Origin of the sequence: Pseudoalteromonas sp. meg-B1 (assembly GCF_003173795.1) — a bacterium.
GTDB classification, from domain to species: Bacteria; Pseudomonadota; Gammaproteobacteria; order Enterobacterales; family Alteromonadaceae; genus Pseudoalteromonas; species Pseudoalteromonas undina.
This window is the reverse complement of the sequence record NZ_QGQU01000001.1, coordinates 1,293,825-1,317,448: the sequence shown is the minus strand read 5'-3', so window position 1 is coordinate 1,317,448 and position 23,624 is coordinate 1,293,825. Positions and strand designations below refer to the sequence as shown.

Below are 23,624 nucleotides of genomic sequence, written 5' to 3'. Positions count from 1 at the left end.
GCCCGCAATAATAAAAATAAATAAGCCAGTGTGCTACCATGCTCAAAACCAAGCAAACCTAGCCGAGCCCACCAACAACCGTAGTTTCCTTATTAACTAACTCATTTTGCAAAAAAGCGTATTTTTGCTTCTTTTAACGTGCTTAAAAATACAGAAAAAGCACAAACACCACCACCAATAAATGCAATTTGAAAGCTAGACAGCGACGAAAAACTAAATTGCTGAGAATACATGTACTGCCCTAATAACTGTGCAAAGGTAGCCACACCTAAAATAATTAACAATGGGCACACAACTAGCGTAAACCAAAACCAAAAACGTCTAATACCTTTCATAAAAACTTCCTTTTACTTTAAATTTAACTTAGAAATTAATTATATAGTGAGCCACCAGCATTTTATTTTAAAAACAGCTTATAAGATTGCCGCATGAATTTGATGTCTGAAGTCAGATTTGACCCCTTTGGTTCTACAGACCTCTTTGGTTCTACATTTGTCCTTGTTAGGCATGATTTTTATCAGGTTGGATGTTTATTCCTTTGATTAACAACCAAAGGCCAAACGTTATTTCAAAAAAAGCTCCCGGCATCATGAAGTAACTCAATACTTGAGGTGGATTAAGTAGAACAATATTTGAAAAACCATACACCACCATCGAAATATAAGTGAATAGTCCCCAAAGAACCAACCACTTAGGTACGTAATTGGAAACGTAGAACAAATACATGAAAATCGTGGCACCAATACCCATGATAATTAAAAGAACATCCCACATCGAGCCACTTATTTTCACAAATATGCTAGCTAATGTATGCAGCTGCTCATCTTGAAATACAGTTGAAAATTCTGGATTCTTTAAAACTGCTATCACTGCCAATGTAATGATTGTTGCGACAAAGCCGAGAAGCCCTTCTCCAAACCTGAAAAGTAGTGCCACGAGAGCAAAATTTTTGTTTATCGTTTTAGTAACTAAGTACTGTGCCCATGAAGCCCAAATAACCGCTATAAACATAATAATATCTATAGTTTGAGCAAGTCTGAACTTAATCTCAACCTCATCAAAGGCCCCAAAGTTGTATATACCTTGCTTAAATAGTAGTGAATTAAACATCCCTAAAATTATATAAATCAAGTACGCAGCACCTAAATGCTTAACATACAACTTAAATGATGAACCATTATTCCCCATTGATAATTATCCTGTGATTGCTGGGTGTTTAAATGCCTAACGCCAAGATAAAGGGCCGGAGCTGCACAGCAGTGGAGGTCCAGCCCTCAGGCCCTTTTGTGGGCGGTCTTTGATTACCTGGTTATATTTTTTAATTTTGAATGTTAGCATCCAAAATTTTCTTATATGCGACAAGCTGATTAAACAACTCTTCTGTAGAATACTCATATGCTCTTTGAGCTAGTGTGCTTTCAATTTGATTATAAACACTAAGGTTCTTGTTAAACTTGCTCTCTTCTTCCTTTGTCACAACCTTACGTACAATCATTTCTGAATACGTGTGAACACCAAAAGCTAATGAAATAACACGATGCTCTATAAACTGCCTAACAAGGTCATCATCGAATTCATTCGTATCAATTTCAGAAATCACCTTATCAAGATTGGCTTGCAATTCTTCTAGTGTTTATAGCTGCATAATGCCTACTTATTGATTTACATATAACAACGCCGCACTAAGAGTGCAAAAAATTGTTGGCTAAAATGTTGAACGGAGTGAAAATACCCAACTGTTTTTTGTGATCTTCACCCGATAAAGTGGACACCGTCCACGTTTCAATTAACTGCCAATTCAAACTCGGCAGGTAACTTTTACCCAACGCCCAAATCTAATTATCTGTTGTGGGGTATACTCCATTATCCAAGAGCGATCTGCTGCAACTACAAGCATATGTTTTTGATTAAAGTAATCGTCTGGTTTCTTAAGCAGAGCATCCCAAGTTGTTTGCTGAAGTTCAGACCAAGCAGTATCGGTTAAAATGACTTCGATGGAATCCGAAATCTCTTTGCTATTTAACCAAGACTCCAATTTTTGGATATGAGTTAGATCTTCAAATGAAGCCATTACCCACTCGCTGGTTTCATCAACGCCAGAATCCCAAACAACTTCGTGCAAATGAGGTTCTACGAGTTTTCTAACATCTCTGCTTCGTAATGCTTGATTAAGAAGGTTGACCATCCATAGTTACCTAACGCCCGCCTAACAGGCGTAAAATGCTTGGCTAAAATTAGGAACGAAGTGACGCAAGCCAAGCTTTTTACGTCCTTTGTTGAGGCGCTTGTTAGCCTTACATTACACCAGCTTTGACATTCCTGATGCTTTCTTAGATATACCACTTGCTTCAGCTTCTTCTTCACCTGCTGCAATTATGTCTTGTAGGAGACCACTGAACTGGCTTGGAGAGCTTAACAGTTGCATACCAAAGTATGTGCCACTGAACTTTAAGCTTTCTTCTGATTTATTTTGAGAGTGCCCAACAATACGAGATGTTCCACTACCTAAAACATACCAACCAAAGCTTGAAGCTAATTGGCTTAATACGTATAGCCCAAAGCCTGAGTTATCGTAAATATTTTCGGATAATTCTATATTCGATGTGCTAGATATACCTGGTTTAATAGCCATATTTAATGCATCTATATCACTGTCTAAGTGATATGATTTTTTTAAAGACTCACAAATCCCAACACCTTCATCAATTACAGCTATTTCAACCTTGCCGTTCCACCATCTTTGACCACAAACATAGCATTCGGTTGCCTCTGAATGCTCAAAAACATTCCTGATAATTTCACGCAAAGCATAGTTATAGAGCCTATTTTCTTCTGTGTCCGCAGCCGTTCCAGAAACTACACGAGCTAACCCCCGAACCACTGACATTATTTGGTCGTACCATTCTTGAACACTCTGTGTACTTGAATTGAAATCGGGTTTTTCAATTTTTGTAATAGGTAAATATGCTCCCGAACCACTTGCTTGTCCGACAGCATTCCCTTCTCCCATCAATATGTAATCAAAAAATCCCAAATGAGATAGATAAGAATGCACAGAGTGCGAACTTTGAACACCCGACTTATTTGTTTTAAGTTTATTTTTATGCCGAGTTTTGACCCAAGTTCTTATTTTAGAACCAGCGACAAGCATTGCAGTAGGAAATGAGTACCTTAAAGTAGAGCAATCTAAACACACTTCTGCTGTGTCAATATTGCTATCGAGTTCTTCGAAAAAATCAGACAGAGTATCTCTATCGAATCTAACAGGAAAAGAGATTGTTTTCATAGAGCTTCATCCGTAAGGCTAACGCCCGCCTAACAGGCGTAAAATGCTTGGCTAAAATTAGGAACGAAGTGACGCAAGCCAAGCTTTTTACGTCCTTTGTTGAGGCGCTTGTTATGTTTCTAATACTCCTCGCCTTCATCACCAACGACTTTGGCACCAAGCAGTTGCGCTAACTGTTTTGCTTTTTTTATTTGAGCTTTATCGCTACCCAAGGTGATACTGCCATTAGCATAAGTAAAATTATACTTTCTTCGTAAAATTGGGCTCGTCCAAACGCAACTATTTGGTGTTTGAATCTCTATGACCTCACCCGTTTGTGGGTTCGTTGCTTGGACAGAATGTTGGACACGCAATGAAGAGTCACTATCACAAATAGCTAACCATTCACTTTCGGAAATTCGATTTTCACGCTCAATATGCAAACTATACGAAGCCATAACATTCCAACTTGTTAAAATTAAAGTCCAAAATAAATATTTACGCATACTTGCCTAGAAACATAACAACTTTGTCTACGACAACTGTCGTTTTATAAACCGACAAATGTCCATATATTACATTGCATTTATCTTAACCCTCAAATAAACACCTGTAAACAACTAGTTAACTACAGCTCATACTTCATAAATGCAGAGATACCCCAAAATGGTGGAGATCAGTAATATTGGACAAAACACCATTACTGTATAAATAAACAGCACCGCTAAATATGCCATTTTTCGCTTATAAAACATTCAGCTCACTGGCTGGTAATTTAGCTAGGTGGTTTTAATTTTTGCCGCTGTTGATTATGATGTTCGTATTCCCTGCCTTTTTAATTCCATTAAGGTTTTTCAGTCATTTTATTAAGGATTATCTCATGTCTAGCTATAACGAATCTCCAGAGCAAATTGCACAGGCCACTGAGGGCTATGTGATGCAGCAAACTATGTTGCGTATTAAAGATCCAAAACCGTCGCTGGCATTTTATGAAAACGTATTGGGTATGAAACTATTAGGTAAGTACGACTTTCCTGGTATGGAGTTTACTTTGTACTTTTTAGGCTACGAGCAAGATATGCCTAAAGGCGATGATAAAGAAAAAACTCAATGGGTGTTTCGCCGCCCTGCGCTGATTGAACTTACCCATAACTGGGGTACTGAAAACGACGACAGCTTTAGCGGTTATCACAGTGGTAATGAAGAACCAAAAGGCTTTGGCCATATTGGTATTAGCGTACCTGATGTATATGCAGCGTGCGAACGCTTTGCTAAATACGATGTGGAGTTTGTAAAACAGCCAGATGGCGGCTCAATGAAAGGCCTTGCCTTTATTAAAGACCCAGACGGTTACTGGATTGAAATACTCTCACCAGAGGGAATTACCGATATTATTTTTGGTAAATAACCCATATACAGAATATTAAAAAGCCAGCAAACAAGCTGGCTTTTGTGTTTCTAAATAAACAATTACTTATAAGTAAAAGTCACTTCATCCATTTTAGCTAAAACACCTGAATCAGACTCAGAAAAAGTAACTTTATCAGTTACTGCGGTAATATTATTAAAGGTTATAACTACTTCTCCTTCCATTACTGTATCGCCATTGTTAAAGCTAACGCTGTTTGATGTGGTCTGAAATTTATTTTTATAGTCAAATGAAAGGTGTACGTCACCTATATATGTTTGGGTTTTATTATCCGAAGAGAAAACTTGTTTGTTTGCTGTAATTACATGCTGATTAGCTAAAACAACACTTGGTAAAGCAATTGCAACAACGACTAATACTTTAAGTAACTTCATATTTATTTCCTTATATTAGAGAGCTTATAACAAATAAAAAATTAATGAGTATTTTTCGTACTCCACATTAAGCTTGCATAAAAGGTACTAGATTGCAAGTATAAAAAAACCAGCTGTTAAGCTGGCTTTGTATATTTACTAATTTACGTAATTACTTGCGTAGTGCGTCTATACGTGAATCAAGCGGTGGGTGAGATGAAAACAACTCAGCCATGCCTTTACCACTGGCAATACCAAAGGCCATCATTGAGCCTTCTAATTGCGATGGGTGGTTTTGCTTTAATCGTTCAAGGGCTGAACGCATTTTATCTGCGCCTACCAACTGAGCTGCACCGTTGTCGGCTGCAAATTCACGTTTGCGGCTGTAATGGGCAACCACCACACTGGCTAGTACACCAAATAAAACTTGGAATAACATATCGAATAAGAAGTAAGTCCAGCTGCTGCCGCCCTCTTCTTCATCGCTATTTATAAAATTATCTACAATGCCCGCCAGCACTTTTGCGGCAAAAATAACAAAGGTATTAACCACGCCTTGAATAAGCGTTAGCGTTACCATGTCGCCATTAGCCACGTGCGATACTTCGTGTGCAAGCACTGCCTCGGCTTGATCTTGGGTCATGTTGTGTAATAAACCCGTACTTACCGCCACCAGCGAGTTATTTTTACTCGGGCCGGTTGCAAACGCGTTCATTTCTGGGCTGTCGTAAATAGCCACTTCCGGCATATTAATACCGGCCTTTTTAGCTTGCGTAGCAACGGTATTCATTAACCACTGCTCGGTTTCGTTACTTGGTTTAGTAATAACCTGTGCACCGGTTGATTTTTTGGCGATCCATTTCGACATAAATAACGAAATAAACGATCCACCAAAACCAAATACAGTCGCAATTAGTAAAATTCCGCCAAGGCTACGATGGCTTAAGCCCAGCGCACTCATTATGATTGAAAGCACCACACCTAATACCAACATAACCGCGAGGTTAGTTAATAAAAACAAAAATACACGTTTCATACGAGTTCTCCAAAAATAACATTTATTGCTGAGCGACTTCTTTTTGTTGATCGGCCATAGCAATCACTGCGTTATGACACACTATGTCATAACATCAACGCTATTCTGTGACAAACTATGTCATAACGCAAGGGGTATTTTTAAAGTTTTATATATATTTAATTAAGTTAAACTTTCTTGGTTTTTTCTGTTCAACAGTAAAAATACACTTCTAAAAACAATATAATTCAATAAGTTATTTTGTTTTTATACTATACGCTTTTATATATACCGTAATTAACATTTGCCATATCTGTGGGGAAGCCTCGCTCTTTTGCAAGTACTTGTGCAATTTTACTTATATCTTCATTGCGACTGTTCTTAAGGTAGGCCCATTGGTGATGCTTACGGTGGTTATTACCGTCGTGTTCCGTGCAAATTAAACCAAGCTTTACAAATTCAGCTACTATTTCGTCAGCAGCGATCAAAGTTGATGACGCTTTTACATTTTCGGCTCGTGCGTAGCTAATATGCGAATATAAACTTACGTCGGCAACGCGCAAGGTGTCGTCTTCGCCTGGAATCTGTTGGCCGCCAAACAAGGCATTGTTTTGCGTATTAGCGTTTTTAAATGCTGGTACAAACTCAGCTACATAATCAATCGCTTTTTGACCACGTGCTTTTAGCACCTGCTGATCCCAACCATTATTTATATAATTTAAGTACTTAGCAGGCAGTTGTGGCTGTGCCGTTTGCTCGGCTGTATCTGCTAGGCCATCGTTAAACAAGGTAATTGAGTTAGTCATGCCATGAATTTGATAAAAGCCATTAGGGTACGGCGTTAATTGTGCCATGCCCTCGGGTGTGCCTCGGTTACCATAAATAATAATTTCGGGTATTTGCCCGCCAGCGCCTTGCCAGTGTGCAATGTATGAGGCTTTAAATTCGACCATACGCTTGGGCTTTACGCCTACCATGTCATCAACAATACCGGTTTGAAAGCCACAGGCGTTTATAAGGTAATCTACTTCTGCTGTTTGGGTCGTGTTGCTTTGGTTGTTTTGGTATTCAATTTTCCATTTTGGCATTTGATTGTTAGCACTACTTTGCTCAACTTTGCTGACTTGCTTTACCTCTGTGCTGGTAAGAACGTTAGCGTGTTTGTACTGGGCAAGCGCAAGTTGCGCACTTGCAGATAATCTAAATATATTCCAACCGTATTCTTGTACAACAATAAGTGGGTATTTTACTTTGTTTAAGTTTAAATGCTTAGCAACGGGGATCATCCACTCATCTAGCGTTTTAGGCTCAGTAACCTGCTCTTTTTTACTCAAGGTTATCATTTGCTCATGGCTATAAAGCTGATAGTAATTATCAGGCTCGCCAAGAACTTTATTATTATGATCTTGTTCAATTAAGTCTTTATATGCGTTAGTAAGCTTGTCTAACCTTGGCAGTAAATCATCCGGTGAATCATCATCACGCGTTGGCACAGCAAATACAGTTGGGCGTACATCTATGCTGTAAGGATATAGTCGTAAAATATCAATACATTGTTTAAGTAAATCTATACAGTCTTGATCTGGAATTTCACGATATAAATTACCACCTGCGTGCAGATGGCACATAGGAGGGCCGTCAATAAGTGACGTTTTTTTCTCAAATATAGTCGTTTTTATGCCTAATGCCGCAAGGCGAATCGCAATTGTTGCCCCTGCAGTCCCCCCACCTAAAATACCTACACGGGTTTTAGGCAGAGCACTTTTTGGTAGATCTGATTCTGCCTCCACCTGCGTATTATAAGCGTAGTTCTTAATAAATGGGTGGGTCATCGTGTTTGTTATTTCCTTAGTAACGATTACAACTGTGTAATTAGCGTTATATATGCATACAAGGTGTGTATTTCAAGGCGCTAAACATATTTATTAAACCGGTGTATTTAATATATAAACTGCTTTGTATATTTATAAAATTACAAAGCAGTATAGTTTAGGCATTTATAGCAAGTGCAGTAAGAAGGGTTTTATAAATTTGTAATTTAGGGGTTTGCTCGGTATAGGGGCTTATAGCAAGCAACGGGAATGGTAAGCGTGCTTTAAGTGAATCTAGGTTTGCTTGGTATTCATCCATAGTGGCATCAACTTGGTTGGCAATCCAGCCAATGCAATTAACACCCATACTTTGCATATGGGCTGCAGTGAGTAATGCATGATTTATACAGCCTAGTTTCATCCCTACTACCAATATTACGGGTAATTGCTCTGCTTTTACCCAGTCATATAAATATTCGTTATTATTAATTGGCAATGCCCAGCCGCCCGCACCTTCTGTTAAAAGGTAGTCTGCACCTTGTTGCTTCACATTTTTATAAGCGGTACGTAGCTTTTCAACGCTTAGGGTTACTCCCACTTGCTCTGCTGCAATGTGCGGAGCTATGGCGGGCTCAAAAGCAAACGGATTAATAATGTCGTATTTAGCACTCACAGTCGCGCTTTCCATTAGCATTAAGGCATCGGCATTAACGAGCTGATCAAACGCAAGTTCACACCCTGATGCAATCGGTTTAAAGCCTATTGCGCGCTGTTTATGTTGAGCGAGTAACTTTAATAGCAAACTGGTTACATGGGTTTTACCAGCGTCGGTATCGGTACCGGTAATAAAAAATTGCTGCATTGCCTTACCTTTAAATTTTTGCTTTTTCTAATGATAACAATACCACATGGTAAGATACATGGGCTTGGTTGTTTATAAGCGGATACGCAGCACATACTTTTTGCAGCGCCGATTTAGTTAATAAACCAGGGCGTTGGCTTGCTTTATTTTGCGACGTTGCCCCAATGGCTTTAATTGAACTAATCGCTTTTAGCGGGCTGGTAAACTCATCAGTATAAATAACCTCTGTCGCGTTATTAACAATAAACCCTGCCTTTTTGACCGATTGGTTTATATTATCGCTACTTAAAAAGTTATTAATGTGGCTATGCGAATCGAGCGCGGCAAACGCCGTTTTTATTTCACCAAGTGAGCCTTCTACCACCGTACTTATGTACGCCTGCCCGCCAGGCTTTAAAGCTGAATATAATGAATGCATTAGCATTTCAAAATTAGCCGACCACTGCAGCGCAAAATTACTAAATACCACATCAATACTATTTTGTTGTAATGGTAAGTTATCCATGTCGGCGCAAATACGCGGTGCGTTTACTGCACTATTTTTAAGCATGTTGAGGCTTAAATCCATTGCAATTACCTGTTTGTATATTCCTTGTAACGATTGGGTATTCACTAACGGCCCAGCGCCTAAATCCACACAGTGTTTTTGCTTTGTGCTCGCATCAAGCTTAATGAGTTTAATTAAATCGATTGCGGCTTGTTTTTGTACATGCGCATGGGCTACATATTGGTTTGCCGCTGTTGAAAACTTGCGTTGCGTTACCTGCTTTAAACTATTAACAGCTAAACAAGCTAACGGTGACTTTATACGCGAGTTAGCATTTGTAGCGTGTGCGCTTATCATGCAATGGCCTTTTTTAAACAGTTTACCAATGTTGTAATATCTTGCTCGGTATGGGCGGCGGTTAAGGTAACGCGAAGCCTTGAGGTATTATGCAGCACCGTGGGCGGACGAATAGCGGTTAGCCAAATACCCTGTTGTTTGAGCTGCTCACAGGCTTTTAAAGTCTGTTCGGCACACCCTAAAACTAAGGGTTGAATGGCAGTGGTCGAATCCATTAAGGCAATTTTGTGTTCATTGGCTAAACGTTTAAATAAAGCAATATTAGCGTTTAATTTGGCTCGCTTGTGGTTAGCATCGCGTATGGTTTTGATTCTTGATAATGTATGCGAAGCAATAAATGGCGACATAGCGGTCGAATAAGTGTAATCGCGGTTAAACTGCAGCATGTAATCAATAAATTCACTTGAACCTAATACACACGCCCCGCTACTTGCCACCGCTTTACCAAAGGTGATCACTAAAATATCTGGTAAATTATCTGCCGCTATAAGTGGCTCACAGCTTCCCAAACCCGATTTTCCCAGTACGCCAAAGCCATGCGCATCGTCTATCATTAACCAGGCGTTATGTGCTTTAGCTAAACTAAGTAACTCAATTAATGGTGCTTGGTCGCCATCCATTGAGAATACACCCTCACTCACGATCAGTTTATACTTAGCATTGGACTTTTCGAGCCGTGAACGTAAATGATTCATGTCATTATGGTTAAAGCGTACAAGTGCCGCGTTTGCATGCAGTGCGCCGTCGATTAAGCTCGCATGATTAAGTTTATCCTGAAAAATCGCACTTTGTTGAGCAATGGCTTTATCTTGAAATAACGCTTTTATAACACTGCTATTAGCACTAAAGCCCGAATTAAACAGCATGGCATTGTTATAGCCCAACTGAGCACATAAGTATTTTTCGAGCTGTTGCTGCACACCTTGATAGCCAGTAACTAAAGCTGAGCTATGACTTCCTAAGCTATGCATACCTTCAAGCAAAGTGGGCTCATCGGCAAAGCCTAGGTAGTCGTTACTGGCAAAGTTAAGATAGCGTTTATTATCAACTATAATTTCACGCGCACTGGCTTGCTCAATAACATAACGTTTGCGGTTAAGCGCGCTTTGCTGGCGCGCTTGTAAATGGCTATTTATAAAATCAAATGACATAGCAATACACAATGTTAAGCAGGATAAAACAATTCTGAACTGGCTTTATCGGCCACTTTAGAGGATAACGACGCAGCAACGGCTTCATCTGAATAGTCTTCTGCCGTTTCAGGGTTCATACCCAGTTTTTTAATTAATTGCATATCAGCATCAGCTTCTGGGTTTTCTGTAGTAAGGAGTTTATCACCATAAAAAATGGAATTAGCACCGGCAAAAAAACACATCGATTGCATTTGCTCATTCATTGCGCTGCGCCCTGCCGATAATCGCACATAGCTATGCGGCATCATAATACGCGCGGTGGCAATAGTACGAATAAACTCAAACTGATCTAAGTCGTCTACGTTTTCAAGCGGTGTCCCTTTTACTTTTACTAGCATGTTAATTGGGACGCTTTCTGGTTGCTGAGGCAAATTAGCCAATTGCATTAATAACCCATAACGATCGCTGGGTTGCTCCCCCATTCCGACAATACCGCCAGAACAAACTTTCATGCCGGCATCACGCACATGATCAATAGTATTTAGTCTGTCTGCAAAGGTACGGGTAGATATAATTTGTTCGTAGTATTCAGGTGAGGTATCTAAATTATGATTATAGTAGTCAAGCCCGGCATCACTCAGCGCATGCGCTTTTTCATTGGTAAGCTTACCTAGGGTCATACAGGTTTCAAGGCCAAGCTCTTTTACTTCTTTAACCATTTTTGAAATGTACGGCATATCACGGTCTTTAGGATCTGACCACGCAGCGCCCATACAAAAACGGGTGGCGCCTTTTTGTTTTGCAAGGCGTGCTTGCTCTACTACTTTTTCTACTTCTAGCAGGCGCTCTCGTTCTAGGTCGGTTTTATAATGACCTGATTGCGGGCAATATTTACAATCTTCAGGGCAAGCACCTGTTTTTATTGACAGTAAAGTAGAAATTTGCACCTGATTAGGATTAAAATTAGCACGGTGTACGGTCGCGGCTTTAAAAAGCAGATCGTTAAACGGCATTTCAAATAAGGCTTTAACCTCGCTATGGGTCCAATCGTGGCGAACTGTTGCAAGCTCCATAATACTCTCTTTTATTTTTTGCTCTTGGTGTTATTGGCTTAGAATACGTATTGCCGTACCATTGTCAACGAAGCTCACTTATTTAAAGTTTACATATGAACACAAAACATACAATAGACCTTGGTTTTGACCGAAATCACATTTGGCACCCTTATACATCAATGACTCAACCAATTCCGGTTTACCCTGTTACACATGCCAATCACAACCTTATCCACCTAGAAACAGGCGAGAAACTCATTGACGGTATGGCCTCTTGGTGGAGCGCAATACATGGCTACAATCATCCCGTTTTAAATAATGCGATGACAGAGCAAATCAATAAGATGAGCCATGTAATGTTTGGCGGCATTACCCATTACAGCGCAGTGGAGCTTTGTAAAAAGCTAGTAGCAATAACGCCCGAGCATTTAAACAAAGTATTTTTAGCCGACAGCGGCTCGGTTAGTGTTGAAGTAGCGATTAAAATGGCACTGCAGTATTGGTTAAGCCAAGGCATTAATACTAAACAAAAGTTAATGACTCCGTTTAAGGGCTATCATGGCGATACTTTTGCAGCCATGAGTGTGTGCGATCCGGTTAATTCTATGCATAGCTTGTATTCTGGCTTTTTACCTGAGCATGTATTTGTACCTGCACCTGTTAGCCAATTTAATAACGAGTTTAATCAAGCCGAGGCGGATGAACTAGAACACTATTTTTTAAAACACCACCAGCATGTTGCCGCCTTTATTATTGAACCCATAGTACAAAACGCGGGAGGAATGAACTTTTATCATCCTGAATATTTAGCCTGTGTGCGCAAGTTATGTACTCAATACGATGTATTGCTCATTTGTGATGAAATTGCCACAGGCTTTGGCCGTACAGGTAAAATGTTTGCTGTAGAGCACGCCAATGTACAGCCAGATATACTTTGTATTGGCAAGGCACTCACCGGCGGCACCATGACCTTATCAGCCACGTTAACGACCGATAAAATAGCGATAGGCATTAGCGAAGGTGAAGCCGGTGTTTTGATGCACGGACCTACATTTATGGGCAATCCACTCGCCTGCGCTGTGGCATGTGCCAGTATAGACTTATTGCTTGAACAAGATTGGCAAAAACGAATTAGTGAAATAAACCAAGCACTTCAACCATTACATCAGTGTGGCTCACTTACTGATGTAGTTAATGTTCGCACTTTAGGTGCAATTGGCGTGGTAGAACTGACAGATGAGGCAGGAATAGTAGATGTAGCTAAAATACAGGCTTATTTTGTTAGCCAAGGAGTGTGGATACGCCCCTTTGGTAAACTAATTTACTTAATGCCACCGTATATAAGTGACGATGCCAGTATTAAACAGCTTTGCGATGCTATATATAACGCCATAAAGGGTAAACATTACGTATAGATGGTTAATTATTTTAGCCACTAAAGTTAAAATTAAATTGATATTTCTATTTAGTTATTATTCCTCTGTAAAGTTTAGTAAATTTAACCCTTTGGCTTGATTTAGTGTGTTGATCTAAGGGATGTTTAGGGATATGATAATGACTATCATTTACAATAACATTTATGGACTCACTTGCTATGAAAATATTACTTAAGCCTGCCAAGACATTAAGTGCAACTTTTTTACTCGCTTCTGCGATTTTTGCACAACCGGCACTTGCTAACGGCCCAATTGGTGAGCATGTTAATCACCTTCAAGCTAATTTAAAAACCTACAACGAAGACGTTGAGTGGATGGTTTCAAAGGTTGATACCCTAGTAAGCGATTACGAGAAAAAAGGCGCTAAAGCAGTTAATACTGATGACTTAATTGAGTACTGGGAATCGGTTAAATTTCACAGCGCCATAGAAACAAATTATGTCCCTGTGTATGCCTCTATTTGGCAAGGTTTGTATGGCATAAAAATGGCTATTGATAACAAAAAGCCAGCCTCAGAAGTACGTTTGCAGCAACAAGCAATGAACAATGCTTTATGGCAAGGCCTAGGCGCAGTTAAGCTAGCGGCTCAGTTTCAACAAAAAGGGTTATTAAAAAGCGTTAAAGCCACAGCAACAAAAGAAATGACGCAAAGCGCGACCATTGATGAAATTAAACACAAATTAGACCGAGTGGTCGCTAAATACGCAGAGCGTTTAAGCGATGAAGCAACAAGCATAGTTCACGATACTTACCTGCATTTATTTGAAGGTGTAGAAGGCACACTCATTGAGCAAGACGCTAACTTAGTAGAAGTACTTGAAAAAGACTTTAACGTAACCCTACCGCAAGCTATTTCAGGTAATAAAACAGTAAATCAAGTACGTGAAGTGGTTGTTGATATGCAAACTAAGTTAACTCGTGCACAAACGCTAATTGAAAAAGCAGAAAAGTCACGTAAGGATGTATTTTAAGTGGAACGCAGAACCTTTATTCAAGGCTTAGCTGCGTTAGGGATAGCTGGCGCTTTGCCGCTATCTCTTTCACGCGCGTTTGCCGCTGATATTGCCAACCCCGTGTCGGTAGATACATTACCTAAACTGAAAGGCGCACTCACCCTTTATTTAGGACGTGGTGAAGGTGGCTTATACGAAAACGTTTTACAAGCCATTCAAAAAAAGAACCCGGATTTAGACCTTGCTATTCGACGCGGCCCAACTGCAGCTTTGGCTAATACGATTGTTGCCGAAGCTAAAGCAGGTGTTAAACGTGCTGACTTATTTTGGGCTGTAGACTCGGGCGCTATTGGTTTAGTAACCGATGCAGGGCTTGCTAAACCAATGCCTAGTGATTTATCTGCACAACTACAACCACAGTTTAGATATGATGAGTGGGCACCTGTAACTGGTCGTATACGTACTTTGCCATTTAATACTGAGCGTTTAACCAAAGAGCAAATTCCAACAAGCATTATGGAAATAGCCGACAGTGATTTAAGTATTGGTTGGGCACCAGCTTATGCTTCTTTTCAATCGTTTGTTACCGCTATGCGAATTTTAGAAGGCGATGATAAAACTGCTAAATGGCTTAAAAAAGTGCAAAAACGCTCAAAAACTTACGCTGGCGAACTCGGTGTAGTAATGGGCGTTGAACGTGGTGAAGTAGATATTGGTTTTGCTAATCACTACTACACGTTACGTTTGAAGTCTGGTAAGCCCGACGCTAAACTCGATCTTGCATTTACAGAGCAAGATGCCGGTTGTTTAGTGAATGCCTCCGGTATTTTATCGCTATCTGACGACCCACTAGCAACTAACTTTATGCGCTATTTACTCAGCGTTGAAGTACAGAGTTATTTAGCGAGCGAAGCGTATGAAATTCCGCTAGTAAATGACATAAAGCAACCTGATGGCTTGCCTAAATTAACCAGTATTTCGCCACCTAAAATAGACTTAACCCAGTTGGCTGACTTACGTCCAACTATTGACTTAATGCGCAGCAGCGGCGTTTTATAATGCGAATACCACCATCTTATCCTATGGCGCTGCTTGCAGCGCTTGTTACCCTTACTCCTATTTTTGTTTTAATAACGCTTGCCAGTGACGCAAGCTCTTTTTTTGATAGCCATAATTTAACCATTTTAGGAAATACCCTGTCGTTAATGGGCTTAACTGTATTAGGCTCAATTTTAATTGGTGTGCCACTGGCGTTTATTAGCGCTTATGTGCAGCTGCCATTTAAAAAGTTTTGGTTAGTAGTATTTGCCGCCCCTTTAGCTATACCAAGTTATATTGGTGCATTTACGCTTTATGCTGCATTTGGCCCTGGTGGTGAAATACATAACTTACTTGGTTTTGAAACCCCTTCTATGTATGGCTTAACTGGCGCCGCCATTGTAATGACCCTATATACCTTCCCATTTGTAATGATGACAACCCGCTCCTCCTTACTCAGTCTTGATGCCAATATGGTCAATGCAGCTCGTACATTGGGTATGTCGATGACACAAAGCGTGTTTAAAGTTATTTTGCCCCGTGTTGTAAATGGTATTGCTGCGGGTTCGTTACTCGTTGCCTTATATACGCTATCAGACTTTGGTACACCGGCAATGATGCGTCTAGATACTTTCACTCGTGTTATTTACGTAGAATATAACGCCTTTGAACTGAGCCGTGCTGCTATGTTGTCTATGCAGCTAATGGTAATTGTTGGCTTTTTACTAATGCTTGAATCGCAAATTAAAACTGCGTCTGAACGCCAAGGCCGGCCTCTTATTTTATTCCCAAAAAAATGGCAATTAGGCGCGATGTTTGCCACTTTTGCACCAATTTTATTACTTGCTATTGGCTTACCACTCGCAGTATTTACACTTTGGCTAGTGCGTGATGGTTTTAGTTCGTTTGATTTTAGTATTGCTTGGCACTCTACTTACGCTTCAGCCATTGCAGCTATTGTTACAGTTATTGTGGCTATTCCTGTGGCGCATGCTGCTTTAACCGGAAAAGCAGGTAAAGTGATGGAACGCGTTACTTACTTTGGTTTTGGTATTCCGGGGATTGTTATGGGCACAGCGCTTGTGTATGGCGGCTTACAACTGCCATTTTTATATCAAACACTGGGCTTGTTGATCATTGCTTATATGCTACGTTTTTTACCACTTGCGGTTGGCTCTGTGCGTACCAGCACCGAGCACCTTGATCCAAGCTTAGTAAAATCAGCCCGTGTGTTAGGCGCAAGCCCACGTGAAGCTTTCACACGTATTACTTTACCACTGACTATGCGGGGTATTATTGCAGGTGCTGCTTTAGTCTTTTTAGAGTCGATGCGCGAATTAGAAGCCACACTATTATTGGGTCCAACTGGTTTTGAAACCTTATCTACTTATTTATGGCGTGTTTACGAAGCCGGTTATTTTGGCCGCGCAGCAATACCTGGGTTATTGTTGGTGGTGATTTCGGCGGCGGCTTTAGCTATTATGATGTCTGGCGAGAAACGCAACCAGTTTGAACATTAAGGATTTATATAAATGCTATCTGTAAGTCAGTTGTCTATAGATTATGGCAGTAATCGTGTTGTTAGTGACTTAAATTTCACCTTAGGTGAAAGCGAAATTTTAATGCTTGTTGGTCCAACAGGTTGTGGTAAAAGTACTATTTTACAAGCCCTAGCTGGGCTTTTACCAATTAGCGACGGCGAAATTAAAGTTGCTAAATGGACTGCTACACCAAAGCATACTGTAGCCCCTGAAAAACGCAGTGTAGGTATGGTGTTTCAAGACTTTGCGTTGTTTCCCCATTTAACGGTTGAACAAAATGTGTGTTTTAAACTAAAAGACACAAGCCCTGCTGATCATTGGATAAAGCTACTCGGTTTAGATGCGTTTAGACATAAAAAACCAGCGACACTTTCAGGCGGGCAAAAACAGCGTGTTGCATTAGCACGCACCCTAGCCCACCAGCCAGACTTTGTATTACTTGATGAGCCTCTATCAAACTTAGACGCGGCTTTAAAAGACATGCTACGTTGGGATATACGTAATGCGCTTAAAGAAGCCGGCGTACCCGCTATTTGGGTAACGCACGATCAAGAAGAAGCACTTTCGGTGGGCGATCGCGTGGGTGTACTAAAAGGCGGAAAAATACAGCAAATTGACAGCCCAGAGCAATGCTTTAGTGCACCCAATAATCGCTTTGTGGCACGCTTTCTAGGTGAAGCTAGTTTTATAAAAGGAACGCTGAATAACGGCCAAGCACTTACCGATATTGGTAATGTTCCCGCTCATGGTGTTGACTGTGAAAACGGTGAGGTAGAGGTGTTACTTCGTCCAGATGATGTATTATTAGTACAAAGCAGTGTAGGAAATAATGGCGAAGTAATTTGGGTACGCTTTGAAGGCGGCAGCAGATTATGCGCCATAAAACTAGCCTGTGGTACTGTGGTTACAAGTCGCGTGAGTCATGAAGTAGTGGTAAATCCTGGTGATAACGTACATGTATCGCTTAGTACCTCTCATCCACTGGCGGCATTTAAAAGCTAGCGCTTTATATATTCTACTTTGGAGGAAACTATGAACGGACCAAATCCAAACAATCCATCACCTATGGAAGGGTTTCCTCAAGTAGGTTATTTAAAAAACTTTATCACCTCTGCGAATATAGACGTTGGTGATTATACCTATTACGACGACCCTGATGGCCCTGAAAACTTTGAAAAAAATGTACTTTACCATTTCGATTTTATCGGGGACCGTCTTATCATAGGTAAGTTTTGTGCGATAGCTAAAGACGTTACTTTTATAATGAATGGGGCTAATCATCAAACCTCCGGCTTTTCTACCTATCCATTTTTTATATTTGGTAATGGCTGGGAAAAATCTGCACCTCAACAAGGTGATTTACCTTTTAAGGGAGATACTGAAATAGGTAATGATGTGTGGATAGGTTACAACGCCACCATTATGCCAGGAGTAAAAGTCGGTGATGGTGCCATTATAGCAAGTAAATCTGTGGTAACGTCTGATGTGCCCGCCTATGGCATTGTTGGCGGTAACCCTGCAAAATTGATAAAAAAGCGTTTTGATGATGAGACTATTAATAAACTTTTAGCAATTGCATGGTGGGATTGGAGCAGTGAAAAAATCACCGCTCATTTAGATGCCATTACACACTCTGATATAGAGGCATTAGCTAAAATTTAATAATTACCACTCAAACATGTAGGCCATTTTACTAATCGTTTTTAACGGTATGTTATGGCTATTGCGTTTGGCGTATAAGTGTTGCATTGATTTATCTTTCACTTCGCCAACAATCACTTCTTTTACCTGATAGCCTAAAGCAATGGCTGCTTGTGAATAGGCAATAAATTCCCACTTTTTAATATTGGTGTTATCCACTATTACCAGTTCAATGCCTTGTGCTAAGGCATTAATAAAACGGGCCAAGTTTAAATTATGATATTGCGATAATTTAAACTTATCAAAATGATACTCACCCTGCTCGTTAACAAAGTAATCATCTGTTGAGCAAATAAAATATTGGCTTTCATCTGCTCCGGAAAGTTCCTCGGCGAGATTTTGCGCATAATATGACTTACCACTGCCTGGTAGCCCTCGTAAAATAAAAACTTGTTTCATAGCATCCATTTTTTATTAATACGTCAATTCGGTTTATTTAGTAATAATGCCACAAATTGATGAAATTTCAGAGCAACAAATGGTAATAGTGGTTATTTAACTGCAAAAATTGGTTAAAAAAACAACGTACCACTAAAAACTTTTAAAGAGTTGCCCACAACAGTTTTTTTATTTTACTTTACTAGGTATTATACAAGGTTCAAGTGCAGTGACCTCAAATGCTAAAAAGCATGAGTAACGCACAGTTAATTTATATAGTTAGGCAACTTATATCATTGGAGTGAAGATGAGCCATTTAGCGATTTCAGAGCTATTAAAAGGCAATGTTGCGGTAGACAGCCAAGTAACCATTAAAGGCTGGATCCGTACACGCCGCGATTCAAAAGCAGGAATATCATTTTTAGCCGTTCATGACGGTTCGTGTTTTGATCCTATTCAAGCGGTAGTTCCTAATTCACTGAATAATTATGATGAAGTTACAAGCTTAACAGCAGGCTGTTCTGTGTCGGTTACCGGTGTATTAGTACAATCAGCAGGACAAGGTCAATCTTTCGAAATTCAAGCTAACTCAGTAACTGTGTTAGGTTGGGTTGAAAACCCAGACACCTACCCAATGTCGGCTAAACGCCACAGCATTGAGTATTTACGTGAACACGCTCACCTTCGCCCTCGCACTAATATGATTGGCGCAGTAACACGTGTACGTAACTGTTTAGCACAAGCAATCCACCGTTTTTACCATGAGCAAGGGTTTTACTGGATCAGCACGCCAATTATTACTGCAAGTGACTGTGAAGGCGCAGGTGAGATGTTCCGCGTATCAACGCTTGATATGCAAAATCTGCCAATAACAGACAAAGGCGAGATTGATTACAGCGAAGACTTTTTTGGTAAAGAAGCCTTTTTAACGGTTTCAGGCCAACTTAATGGTGAAACATATGCATCAGCTATGTCAAAAATTTACACCTTTGGTCCTACGTTCCGTGCAGAAAATTCAAATACATCTCGCCACTTAGCTGAATTTTGGATGGTAGAGCCAGAAGTTGCGTTTGCTGATTTAGAAGATATCGCAAAACTGGCTGAAAACATGCTTAAGTACGTGTTTAAAGCCGTATTGGAAGAACGCCGTGACGACATGGAATTTTTCGCATTACGTGTTGAAAAAACAGCCATTAGCCGTTTAGAAGAATTTGTTGAAAAAGACTTTGCCCAAGTTGACTACACCGATGCTGTAGAGATTTTAAAAGCGTGTGGCAAGAAATTTGAGTACGACGTTGAATGGGGTGTAGATTTACAGTCTGAGCACGAGCGCTACCTAGCTGAAGAACACTTTAAAGCACCGGTTGTTATTAAAAACTACCCGCGTGATATTAAAGCATTCTACATGCGCCAAAACGAAGACGGCAAAACTGTTGCTGCTATGGACGTAGTAGCACCAGGTATTGGTGAGATCATTGGTGGTTCACAACGTGAAGAGCGTCTTGATGTATTAGATGCACGCCTTGAAGAGATGGGCTTAAACAAAGAAGACTACAGCTGGTACCGCGATCTACGTAAATACGGTAGCGTGCCACACTCTGGATTTGGTTTAGGGTTTGAGCGCTTAGTTGCTTATGTTACCGGTATGGGTAACGTACGTGATGTGATTGCGTTCCCACGTACCAAAGGCAGCGCAACGTACTAAGCTAAGCTTTGTAACGTTAAATAAAAAAACCAACCCGCGGGTTGGTTTTTTATTGTCTGATATATTAATGTGCATAAATACTTGAACAATTAGCCTCCCGCTTAGGGAAGCAAATTGTTATAAATACTAAATCTTTATAAATATTTTTCGTTTATAAAGCATATTCGAAATTACCCAAAAGCCAATAACATGCAATAAAGCAAAGGTGAACGATGCCAATTTAGCGCTCATAACTAAGGCGAGTTGCTGATACATCCAATCCCCCAAGTTTAGCTCGCCAATATTAATCAGTGAATAGCTCAGTACCCACACAGCCGATAATACATATATAAACAGTGGGTTTGATCCATACACAATTAATGGATTAACAAGACGATCAGGTTTAACAATGTCACAAAGCCAAACAAAAAATGCCAACACAATACAAGCAATCCCGGATGTGTAAATAACAAAGCTACTAGTCCAAAGTGATTTATTAATTGGCATAACCATTGAGCTTAATTGCCCAATAACAACTGCAACTACACCAATAACTAATAAACGCTTAATGCTTGTCCACTGGCTACTTGTGCTCGTTAATAGGCGCGTTACTTCAAAACCAAACAAGACACTCACCACTGCGGGTAACGTACTGATCAGCCCCTCTGGATCAAATGCGAGCCCTTTACCTTGCCATAAATGCGACTCACCTAGTACGGCAATATCGAGCGCTCTAACTAGGTTATGTTCGAGTGTATAAGCATTTTCAGCGCCAACACTTAACAGTAATAACCAATAAGCAATTAAGGTAATAACCGATAGCGTTAACACCCCTCGCCTATTTAAAAACAACACACAGATAGACGCTAAAATATAGGTTATCCCTATACGTTGCAGTACACCTAATATTCTCAAGTTTTCTATATTGGTAGTAAAGGGATAAATATTTAAAGCTAGACCAATGGCAAATATAATTGCTCCACGTTTAACTAGTCTTAATACTTGGCTAGCACTGGCTGCACTGTTCGTTTTTTTGAACGAAAAAAACATCGCAGAGCCAATAATAAACATAAAAAACGGAAAAATTACATCCGTAGGGGTACAGCCATGCCAATCTGCATGAAGTAAAGGGGCATACACATGGGACCACGATCCCGGAGTGTTTACCAGTATCATTAACGCTATGGTTAGCCCACGCATAGCATCAAGTGCTTTATACCTTGTCATTTTGGCTCCTATTTAATAATTTGTATTGCTACAAATGACAACGCTGTCACTTTGTAGTAAAAAAACTTAAATCGCAAGTAATTTAGATAAGTGGAGTTGTTGAATTAAAAAAGCCGCAGAATCAATAATGAAACGGCGGCTTTAAATCAGAATTTGTTACTTTAGGAGCGGTTTATTGCTGTCCTTTATAGTGCTTGCTCTAACTGTGGTAAAACATCAAATAAGTCAGCAACTAAACCGTAATCAGCTACTTGGAATATTGGCGCATCAGGGTCTTTATTAATGGCAACAATAACTTTTGAATCTTTCATACCTGCAAGATGCTGAATGGCACCACTAATACCCACAGCAATATATAAATTAGGCGCGACAATTTTACCTGTTTGCCCTACTTGCATATCGTTAGGCACAAAGCCCGCGTCAACCGCTGCACGTGATGCACCAATAGCGGCACCGAGTTTATCGGCAATGCCATTTAATAATGCAAAATTTTCACCATTTTGCATACCACGACCACCCGAAATAACCACATCTGCAGCCGTTAGCTCTGGACGCTCTGATTCAGTTTGTTCAACACTAACAAAACTGCTTAACTGTGAATCAGAGACTGCATCTACAGCGGTTACATTAGCTGGAGCTTGCTCGCCTTGTAAATCAAAGCTACTTGCACGTACTGTGATCACTTTTTTACTATCGAGCGATTTAACCGTTGCAATAGCATTACCCGCGTAAATTGGGCGCTTAAATGTATCTGCGTCAATTACGTCAATAATTTCTGAAATTTGCGCTACATCTAATAATGCGGCAACACGCGGCATAAAGTTTTTACCTGTAGTAGTTGCACTTGCCACAATATGGCTGTAACTATCTGCAAGTGATAACACTAGATCTGTCATGCTTTCAGCAAGTTGATGCTCATAAACTGCATTATCAGCAAGTAAAACATTCGCAACACCCTCAATGCTCGCGAGTGACTCACTCATAGCGCCAAGGTTTATGCCTGCTAATAATACATCTACGTCAAAGCCTAATTTTTTAGCGGCATTAATCGTTTTTGAGGTTTCTGGTTTTAAGGCACCGTTATCGTGCTCTGCAATTACAAGAGTTTTCATTTAAATCACCTTTGCCTCTGTTTTAAGTTTTTCTACAAGCTGTGCAACATCTTCAACAATAATCCCGCCGCTGCGTTTTGCAGGCTCTTCTACACTGACCAATTCAATACGCGGGGCTAAATCTACACCTAGCGAATCAGCCGCAATAACTTCTAACGGTTTGCGTTTGGCTTTCATAATATTAGGTAGCGACGCATAACGTGGCTCATTCAAACGTAAATCTGTGGTGACTATTGCGGGTAAATTAAGTGCAACGGTTTGTAAACCGCCATCGACTTCACGAGTGACATTTACTTTGTCATTTTCAATAACCACTTTAGAAGCAAACGTACCTTGACCACGGTTAGTCAGCGCCGCTAGCATTTGACCTGTTTGATTATTATCAGAATCGATTGACTGTTTTCCTAAAATAACCAGTTCAGGCGATTCTTGTTCAACTACTTTGGCAAGCAATTTTGCTATATGTAAAGACTCTAAGTTTTCTTCTGTTTCAACATGAATCGCTTTATCTGCGCCCAAAGCCAGTGCTGTGCGTAATTGTTCTTGAGATGCTTTAGCGCCAATAGTAACAACAACTACTTCGGTTGCAGTACCCGCTTCTTTTAAACGAATCGCTTCTTCCACAGCAATTTCACAAAATGGGTTCATGGCCATTTTTACGTTAGTTAAATCAACACCGCTGTTGTCAGGTTTAACGCGAGCTTTTACGTTGTAGTCGATCACTCTTTTTATTGGTACGAGAACTTTCATAGGGACTCCATAATTATTTAAACCTATAAGCTAACGT

Annotated in this window: 25 protein-coding genes; 8 read left to right on the top strand and 17 right to left on the bottom strand. The window is 40.1% G+C overall.

Annotation, left to right across the window (positions count from 1 at the left end; all coding sequences use genetic code 11):
• Positions 1–101 precede the first annotated feature (101 nt).
• The 6 genes from DK924_RS06290 to DK924_RS06265 all read right to left on the bottom strand — a co-directional run bounded on the left by DK924_RS06290 (position 102) and on the right by DK924_RS06265 (position 3,723).
• On the bottom strand, positions 102–335 hold the full coding sequence (locus DK924_RS06290; RefSeq protein WP_075169207.1) for a hypothetical protein: 234 nt from the start codon (positions 333–335) through the stop codon (positions 102–104).
• 166 nt (positions 336–501) lie between these two features.
• A complete protein-coding gene (locus DK924_RS06285) occupies positions 502–1,188 on the bottom strand; it encodes a DUF4386 domain-containing protein (RefSeq protein WP_109874627.1) in 687 nt (228 codons plus the stop codon).
• A gap of 130 nt (positions 1,189–1,318) precedes the next feature.
• Positions 1,319–1,621, bottom strand: a complete 303-nt coding sequence (locus tag DK924_RS06280; RefSeq protein ID WP_109874626.1) for a hypothetical protein — start codon at positions 1,619–1,621, stop codon at positions 1,319–1,321.
• A gap of 177 nt (positions 1,622–1,798) precedes the next feature.
• Positions 1,799–2,185, bottom strand: coding sequence for a hypothetical protein (locus tag DK924_RS06275; RefSeq protein WP_109874625.1), 387 nt, complete (start codon positions 2,183–2,185; stop codon positions 1,799–1,801).
• Positions 2,186–2,299: 114 nt separating this feature from the next.
• The gene (locus DK924_RS06270; RefSeq protein ID WP_109874624.1) at positions 2,300–3,286 is read right to left on the bottom strand and encodes an ATP-binding protein; all 987 of its coding nucleotides are present in this window, start codon (positions 3,284–3,286) and stop codon (positions 2,300–2,302) included.
• 119 nt (positions 3,287–3,405) lie between these two features.
• Positions 3,406–3,723 carry a hypothetical protein gene (locus DK924_RS06265; protein WP_258306414.1) on the bottom strand — a complete coding sequence of 106 codons (318 nt, stop codon included), beginning with the start codon at positions 3,721–3,723 and terminating at the stop codon, positions 3,406–3,408.
• A 422-nt stretch (positions 3,724–4,145) separates the two neighbouring features.
• On the opposite strand from DK924_RS06265, the gene gloA reads away from it, so the two are divergent.
• Complete coding sequence (gloA, locus tag DK924_RS06260) at positions 4,146–4,673, top strand: lactoylglutathione lyase (protein WP_010390059.1); 528 nt, start codon at positions 4,146–4,148, stop codon at positions 4,671–4,673.
• A 62-nt stretch (positions 4,674–4,735) separates the two neighbouring features.
• Here gloA and DK924_RS06255 read toward each other — a convergent pair whose 3' ends face one another.
• The 7 genes from DK924_RS06255 to bioB form a co-directional block, all read right to left on the bottom strand.
• Positions 4,736–5,068 carry a hypothetical protein gene (locus DK924_RS06255; RefSeq protein WP_010390060.1) on the bottom strand — a complete coding sequence of 111 codons (333 nt, stop codon included), beginning with the start codon at positions 5,066–5,068 and terminating at the stop codon, positions 4,736–4,738.
• A gap of 151 nt (positions 5,069–5,219) precedes the next feature.
• The gene (htpX, locus tag DK924_RS06250; RefSeq protein WP_109874622.1) at positions 5,220–6,083 is read right to left on the bottom strand and encodes a protease HtpX; all 864 of its coding nucleotides are present in this window, start codon (positions 6,081–6,083) and stop codon (positions 5,220–5,222) included.
• Between the two features lie 251 nt (positions 6,084–6,334).
• Entirely contained in the window at positions 6,335–7,894 is a 1,560-nt protein-coding gene (locus DK924_RS06245; protein ID WP_109874621.1) for an FAD-dependent oxidoreductase, read from the bottom strand.
• A 157-nt stretch (positions 7,895–8,051) separates the two neighbouring features.
• A complete protein-coding gene (bioD, locus tag DK924_RS06240; RefSeq protein ID WP_109874620.1) occupies positions 8,052–8,735 on the bottom strand; it encodes a dethiobiotin synthase in 684 nt (227 codons plus the stop codon).
• A 10-nt stretch (positions 8,736–8,745) separates the two neighbouring features.
• A complete protein-coding gene (locus tag DK924_RS06235; protein ID WP_109874619.1) occupies positions 8,746–9,579 on the bottom strand; it encodes a methyltransferase domain-containing protein in 834 nt (277 codons plus the stop codon).
• Complete coding sequence (locus DK924_RS06230) at positions 9,576–10,730, bottom strand: 8-amino-7-oxononanoate synthase (protein WP_109874890.1); 1,155 nt, start codon at positions 10,728–10,730, stop codon at positions 9,576–9,578. Before DK924_RS06230 ends, DK924_RS06235 begins: the two co-directional genes overlap by 4 nt.
• 14 nt (positions 10,731–10,744) lie before the next feature.
• On the bottom strand, positions 10,745–11,785 hold the full coding sequence (gene bioB / locus DK924_RS06225; protein WP_010390068.1) for a biotin synthase BioB: 1,041 nt from the start codon (positions 11,783–11,785) through the stop codon (positions 10,745–10,747).
• A 95-nt stretch (positions 11,786–11,880) separates the two neighbouring features.
• Here bioB and bioA point away from each other — a divergent pair, with 95 nt between their 5' ends.
• The 6 genes from bioA (at position 11,881) to DK924_RS06195 (ending at position 18,397) form a co-directional block, all read left to right on the top strand.
• Complete coding sequence (gene bioA / locus DK924_RS06220; RefSeq protein ID WP_109874618.1) at positions 11,881–13,182, top strand: adenosylmethionine--8-amino-7-oxononanoate transaminase; 1,302 nt, start codon at positions 11,881–11,883, stop codon at positions 13,180–13,182.
• 179 nt (positions 13,183–13,361) lie between these two features.
• Complete coding sequence (locus tag DK924_RS06215) at positions 13,362–14,174, top strand: hypothetical protein (protein WP_054201198.1); 813 nt, start codon at positions 13,362–13,364, stop codon at positions 14,172–14,174.
• On the top strand, positions 14,175–15,215 hold the full coding sequence (locus tag DK924_RS06210) for an ABC transporter substrate-binding protein (RefSeq protein ID WP_075169196.1): 1,041 nt from the start codon (positions 14,175–14,177) through the stop codon (positions 15,213–15,215).
• Positions 15,215–16,714: an iron ABC transporter permease gene (locus DK924_RS06205; RefSeq protein ID WP_109874617.1), complete on the top strand. Its 1,500-nt coding sequence runs from the start codon at positions 15,215–15,217 to the stop codon at positions 16,712–16,714. The genes DK924_RS06210 and DK924_RS06205 overlap by 1 nt, the downstream gene beginning before the upstream one ends.
• Positions 16,715–16,726: 12 nt before the next feature.
• Entirely contained in the window at positions 16,727–17,737 is a 1,011-nt protein-coding gene (locus DK924_RS06200; protein ID WP_075169194.1) for an ABC transporter ATP-binding protein, read from the top strand.
• Between the two features lie 30 nt (positions 17,738–17,767).
• On the top strand, positions 17,768–18,397 hold the full coding sequence (locus DK924_RS06195; RefSeq protein ID WP_109874616.1) for a Vat family streptogramin A O-acetyltransferase: 630 nt from the start codon (positions 17,768–17,770) through the stop codon (positions 18,395–18,397).
• A gap of 3 nt (positions 18,398–18,400) precedes the next feature.
• Here the strand turns inward: DK924_RS06195 and DK924_RS06190 are convergent, their stop codons facing one another.
• A complete protein-coding gene (locus tag DK924_RS06190) occupies positions 18,401–18,835 on the bottom strand; it encodes an ATP-binding protein (RefSeq protein WP_008113825.1) in 435 nt (144 codons plus the stop codon).
• Positions 18,836–19,121: 286 nt separating this feature from the next.
• On the opposite strand from DK924_RS06190, the gene asnS reads away from it, so the two are divergent.
• Entirely contained in the window at positions 19,122–20,519 is a 1,398-nt protein-coding gene (asnS, locus tag DK924_RS06185) for an asparagine--tRNA ligase (RefSeq protein ID WP_109874615.1), read from the top strand.
• 126 nt (positions 20,520–20,645) lie between these two features.
• Here the strand turns inward: asnS and DK924_RS06180 are convergent, their stop codons facing one another.
• The 3 genes from DK924_RS06180 to DK924_RS06170 form a co-directional block, all read right to left on the bottom strand.
• Positions 20,646–21,725: an acyltransferase family protein gene (locus DK924_RS06180; RefSeq protein WP_109874614.1), complete on the bottom strand. Its 1,080-nt coding sequence runs from the start codon at positions 21,723–21,725 to the stop codon at positions 20,646–20,648.
• A 185-nt stretch (positions 21,726–21,910) separates the two neighbouring features.
• On the bottom strand, positions 21,911–22,837 hold the full coding sequence (locus DK924_RS06175) for an electron transfer flavoprotein subunit alpha/FixB family protein (protein ID WP_008113818.1): 927 nt from the start codon (positions 22,835–22,837) through the stop codon (positions 21,911–21,913).
• Positions 22,838–23,587, bottom strand: a complete 750-nt coding sequence (locus DK924_RS06170) for an electron transfer flavoprotein subunit beta/FixA family protein (protein ID WP_109874613.1) — start codon at positions 23,585–23,587, stop codon at positions 22,838–22,840.
• Positions 23,588–23,624: the final 37 nt, after the last annotated feature.

Excerpts from the sequence above, each read along its gene's own strand:
- htpX (WP_109874622.1), bottom strand. The coding sequence starts at position 6,083 with ATGAAACGTGTATTTTTGTTTTTATTAACTAACCTCGCGGTTATGTTG.
- bioB (WP_010390068.1), bottom strand. The coding sequence starts at position 11,785 with ATGGAGCTTGCAACAGTTCGCCACGATTGGACCCATAGCGAGGTTAAA.
- DK924_RS06275 (WP_109874625.1), bottom strand. The coding sequence starts at position 2,185 with ATGGTCAACCTTCTTAATCAAGCATTACGAAGCAGAGATGTTAGAAAA.
- DK924_RS06265 (WP_258306414.1), bottom strand. The coding sequence starts at position 3,723 with ATGGCTTCGTATAGTTTGCATATTGAGCGTGAAAATCGAATTTCCGAA.
- DK924_RS06180 (WP_109874614.1), bottom strand. The coding sequence starts at position 21,725 with ATGACAAGGTATAAAGCACTTGATGCTATGCGTGGGCTAACCATAGCG.
- DK924_RS06175 (WP_008113818.1), bottom strand. The coding sequence starts at position 22,837 with ATGAAAACTCTTGTAATTGCAGAGCACGATAACGGTGCCTTAAAACCA.
- bioD (WP_109874620.1), bottom strand. The coding sequence starts at position 8,735 with ATGCAGCAATTTTTTATTACCGGTACCGATACCGACGCTGGTAAAACC.
- DK924_RS06270 (WP_109874624.1), bottom strand. The coding sequence starts at position 3,286 with ATGAAAACAATCTCTTTTCCTGTTAGATTCGATAGAGATACTCTGTCT.
- gloA (WP_010390059.1), top strand. The coding sequence starts at position 4,146 with ATGTCTAGCTATAACGAATCTCCAGAGCAAATTGCACAGGCCACTGAG.
- DK924_RS06245 (WP_109874621.1), bottom strand. The coding sequence starts at position 7,894 with ATGACCCACCCATTTATTAAGAACTACGCTTATAATACGCAGGTGGAG.
- DK924_RS06230 (WP_109874890.1), bottom strand. The coding sequence starts at position 10,730 with ATGTCATTTGATTTTATAAATAGCCATTTACAAGCGCGCCAGCAAAGC.
- DK924_RS06200 (WP_075169194.1), top strand. The coding sequence starts at position 16,727 with ATGCTATCTGTAAGTCAGTTGTCTATAGATTATGGCAGTAATCGTGTT.
- DK924_RS06255 (WP_010390060.1), bottom strand. The coding sequence starts at position 5,068 with ATGAAGTTACTTAAAGTATTAGTCGTTGTTGCAATTGCTTTACCAAGT.
- DK924_RS06190 (WP_008113825.1), bottom strand. The coding sequence starts at position 18,835 with ATGAAACAAGTTTTTATTTTACGAGGGCTACCAGGCAGTGGTAAGTCA.
- DK924_RS06235 (WP_109874619.1), bottom strand. The coding sequence starts at position 9,579 with ATGATAAGCGCACACGCTACAAATGCTAACTCGCGTATAAAGTCACCG.
- asnS (WP_109874615.1), top strand. The coding sequence starts at position 19,122 with ATGAGCCATTTAGCGATTTCAGAGCTATTAAAAGGCAATGTTGCGGTA.
- DK924_RS06290 (WP_075169207.1), bottom strand. The coding sequence starts at position 335 with ATGAAAGGTATTAGACGTTTTTGGTTTTGGTTTACGCTAGTTGTGTGC.
- DK924_RS06215 (WP_054201198.1), top strand. The coding sequence starts at position 13,362 with ATGAAAATATTACTTAAGCCTGCCAAGACATTAAGTGCAACTTTTTTA.
- bioA (WP_109874618.1), top strand. The coding sequence starts at position 11,881 with ATGAACACAAAACATACAATAGACCTTGGTTTTGACCGAAATCACATT.
- DK924_RS06285 (WP_109874627.1), bottom strand. The coding sequence starts at position 1,188 with ATGGGGAATAATGGTTCATCATTTAAGTTGTATGTTAAGCATTTAGGT.
- DK924_RS06205 (WP_109874617.1), top strand. The coding sequence starts at position 15,215 with ATGCGAATACCACCATCTTATCCTATGGCGCTGCTTGCAGCGCTTGTT.
- DK924_RS06195 (WP_109874616.1), top strand. The coding sequence starts at position 17,768 with ATGAACGGACCAAATCCAAACAATCCATCACCTATGGAAGGGTTTCCT.
- DK924_RS06170 (WP_109874613.1), bottom strand. The coding sequence starts at position 23,587 with ATGAAAGTTCTCGTACCAATAAAAAGAGTGATCGACTACAACGTAAAA.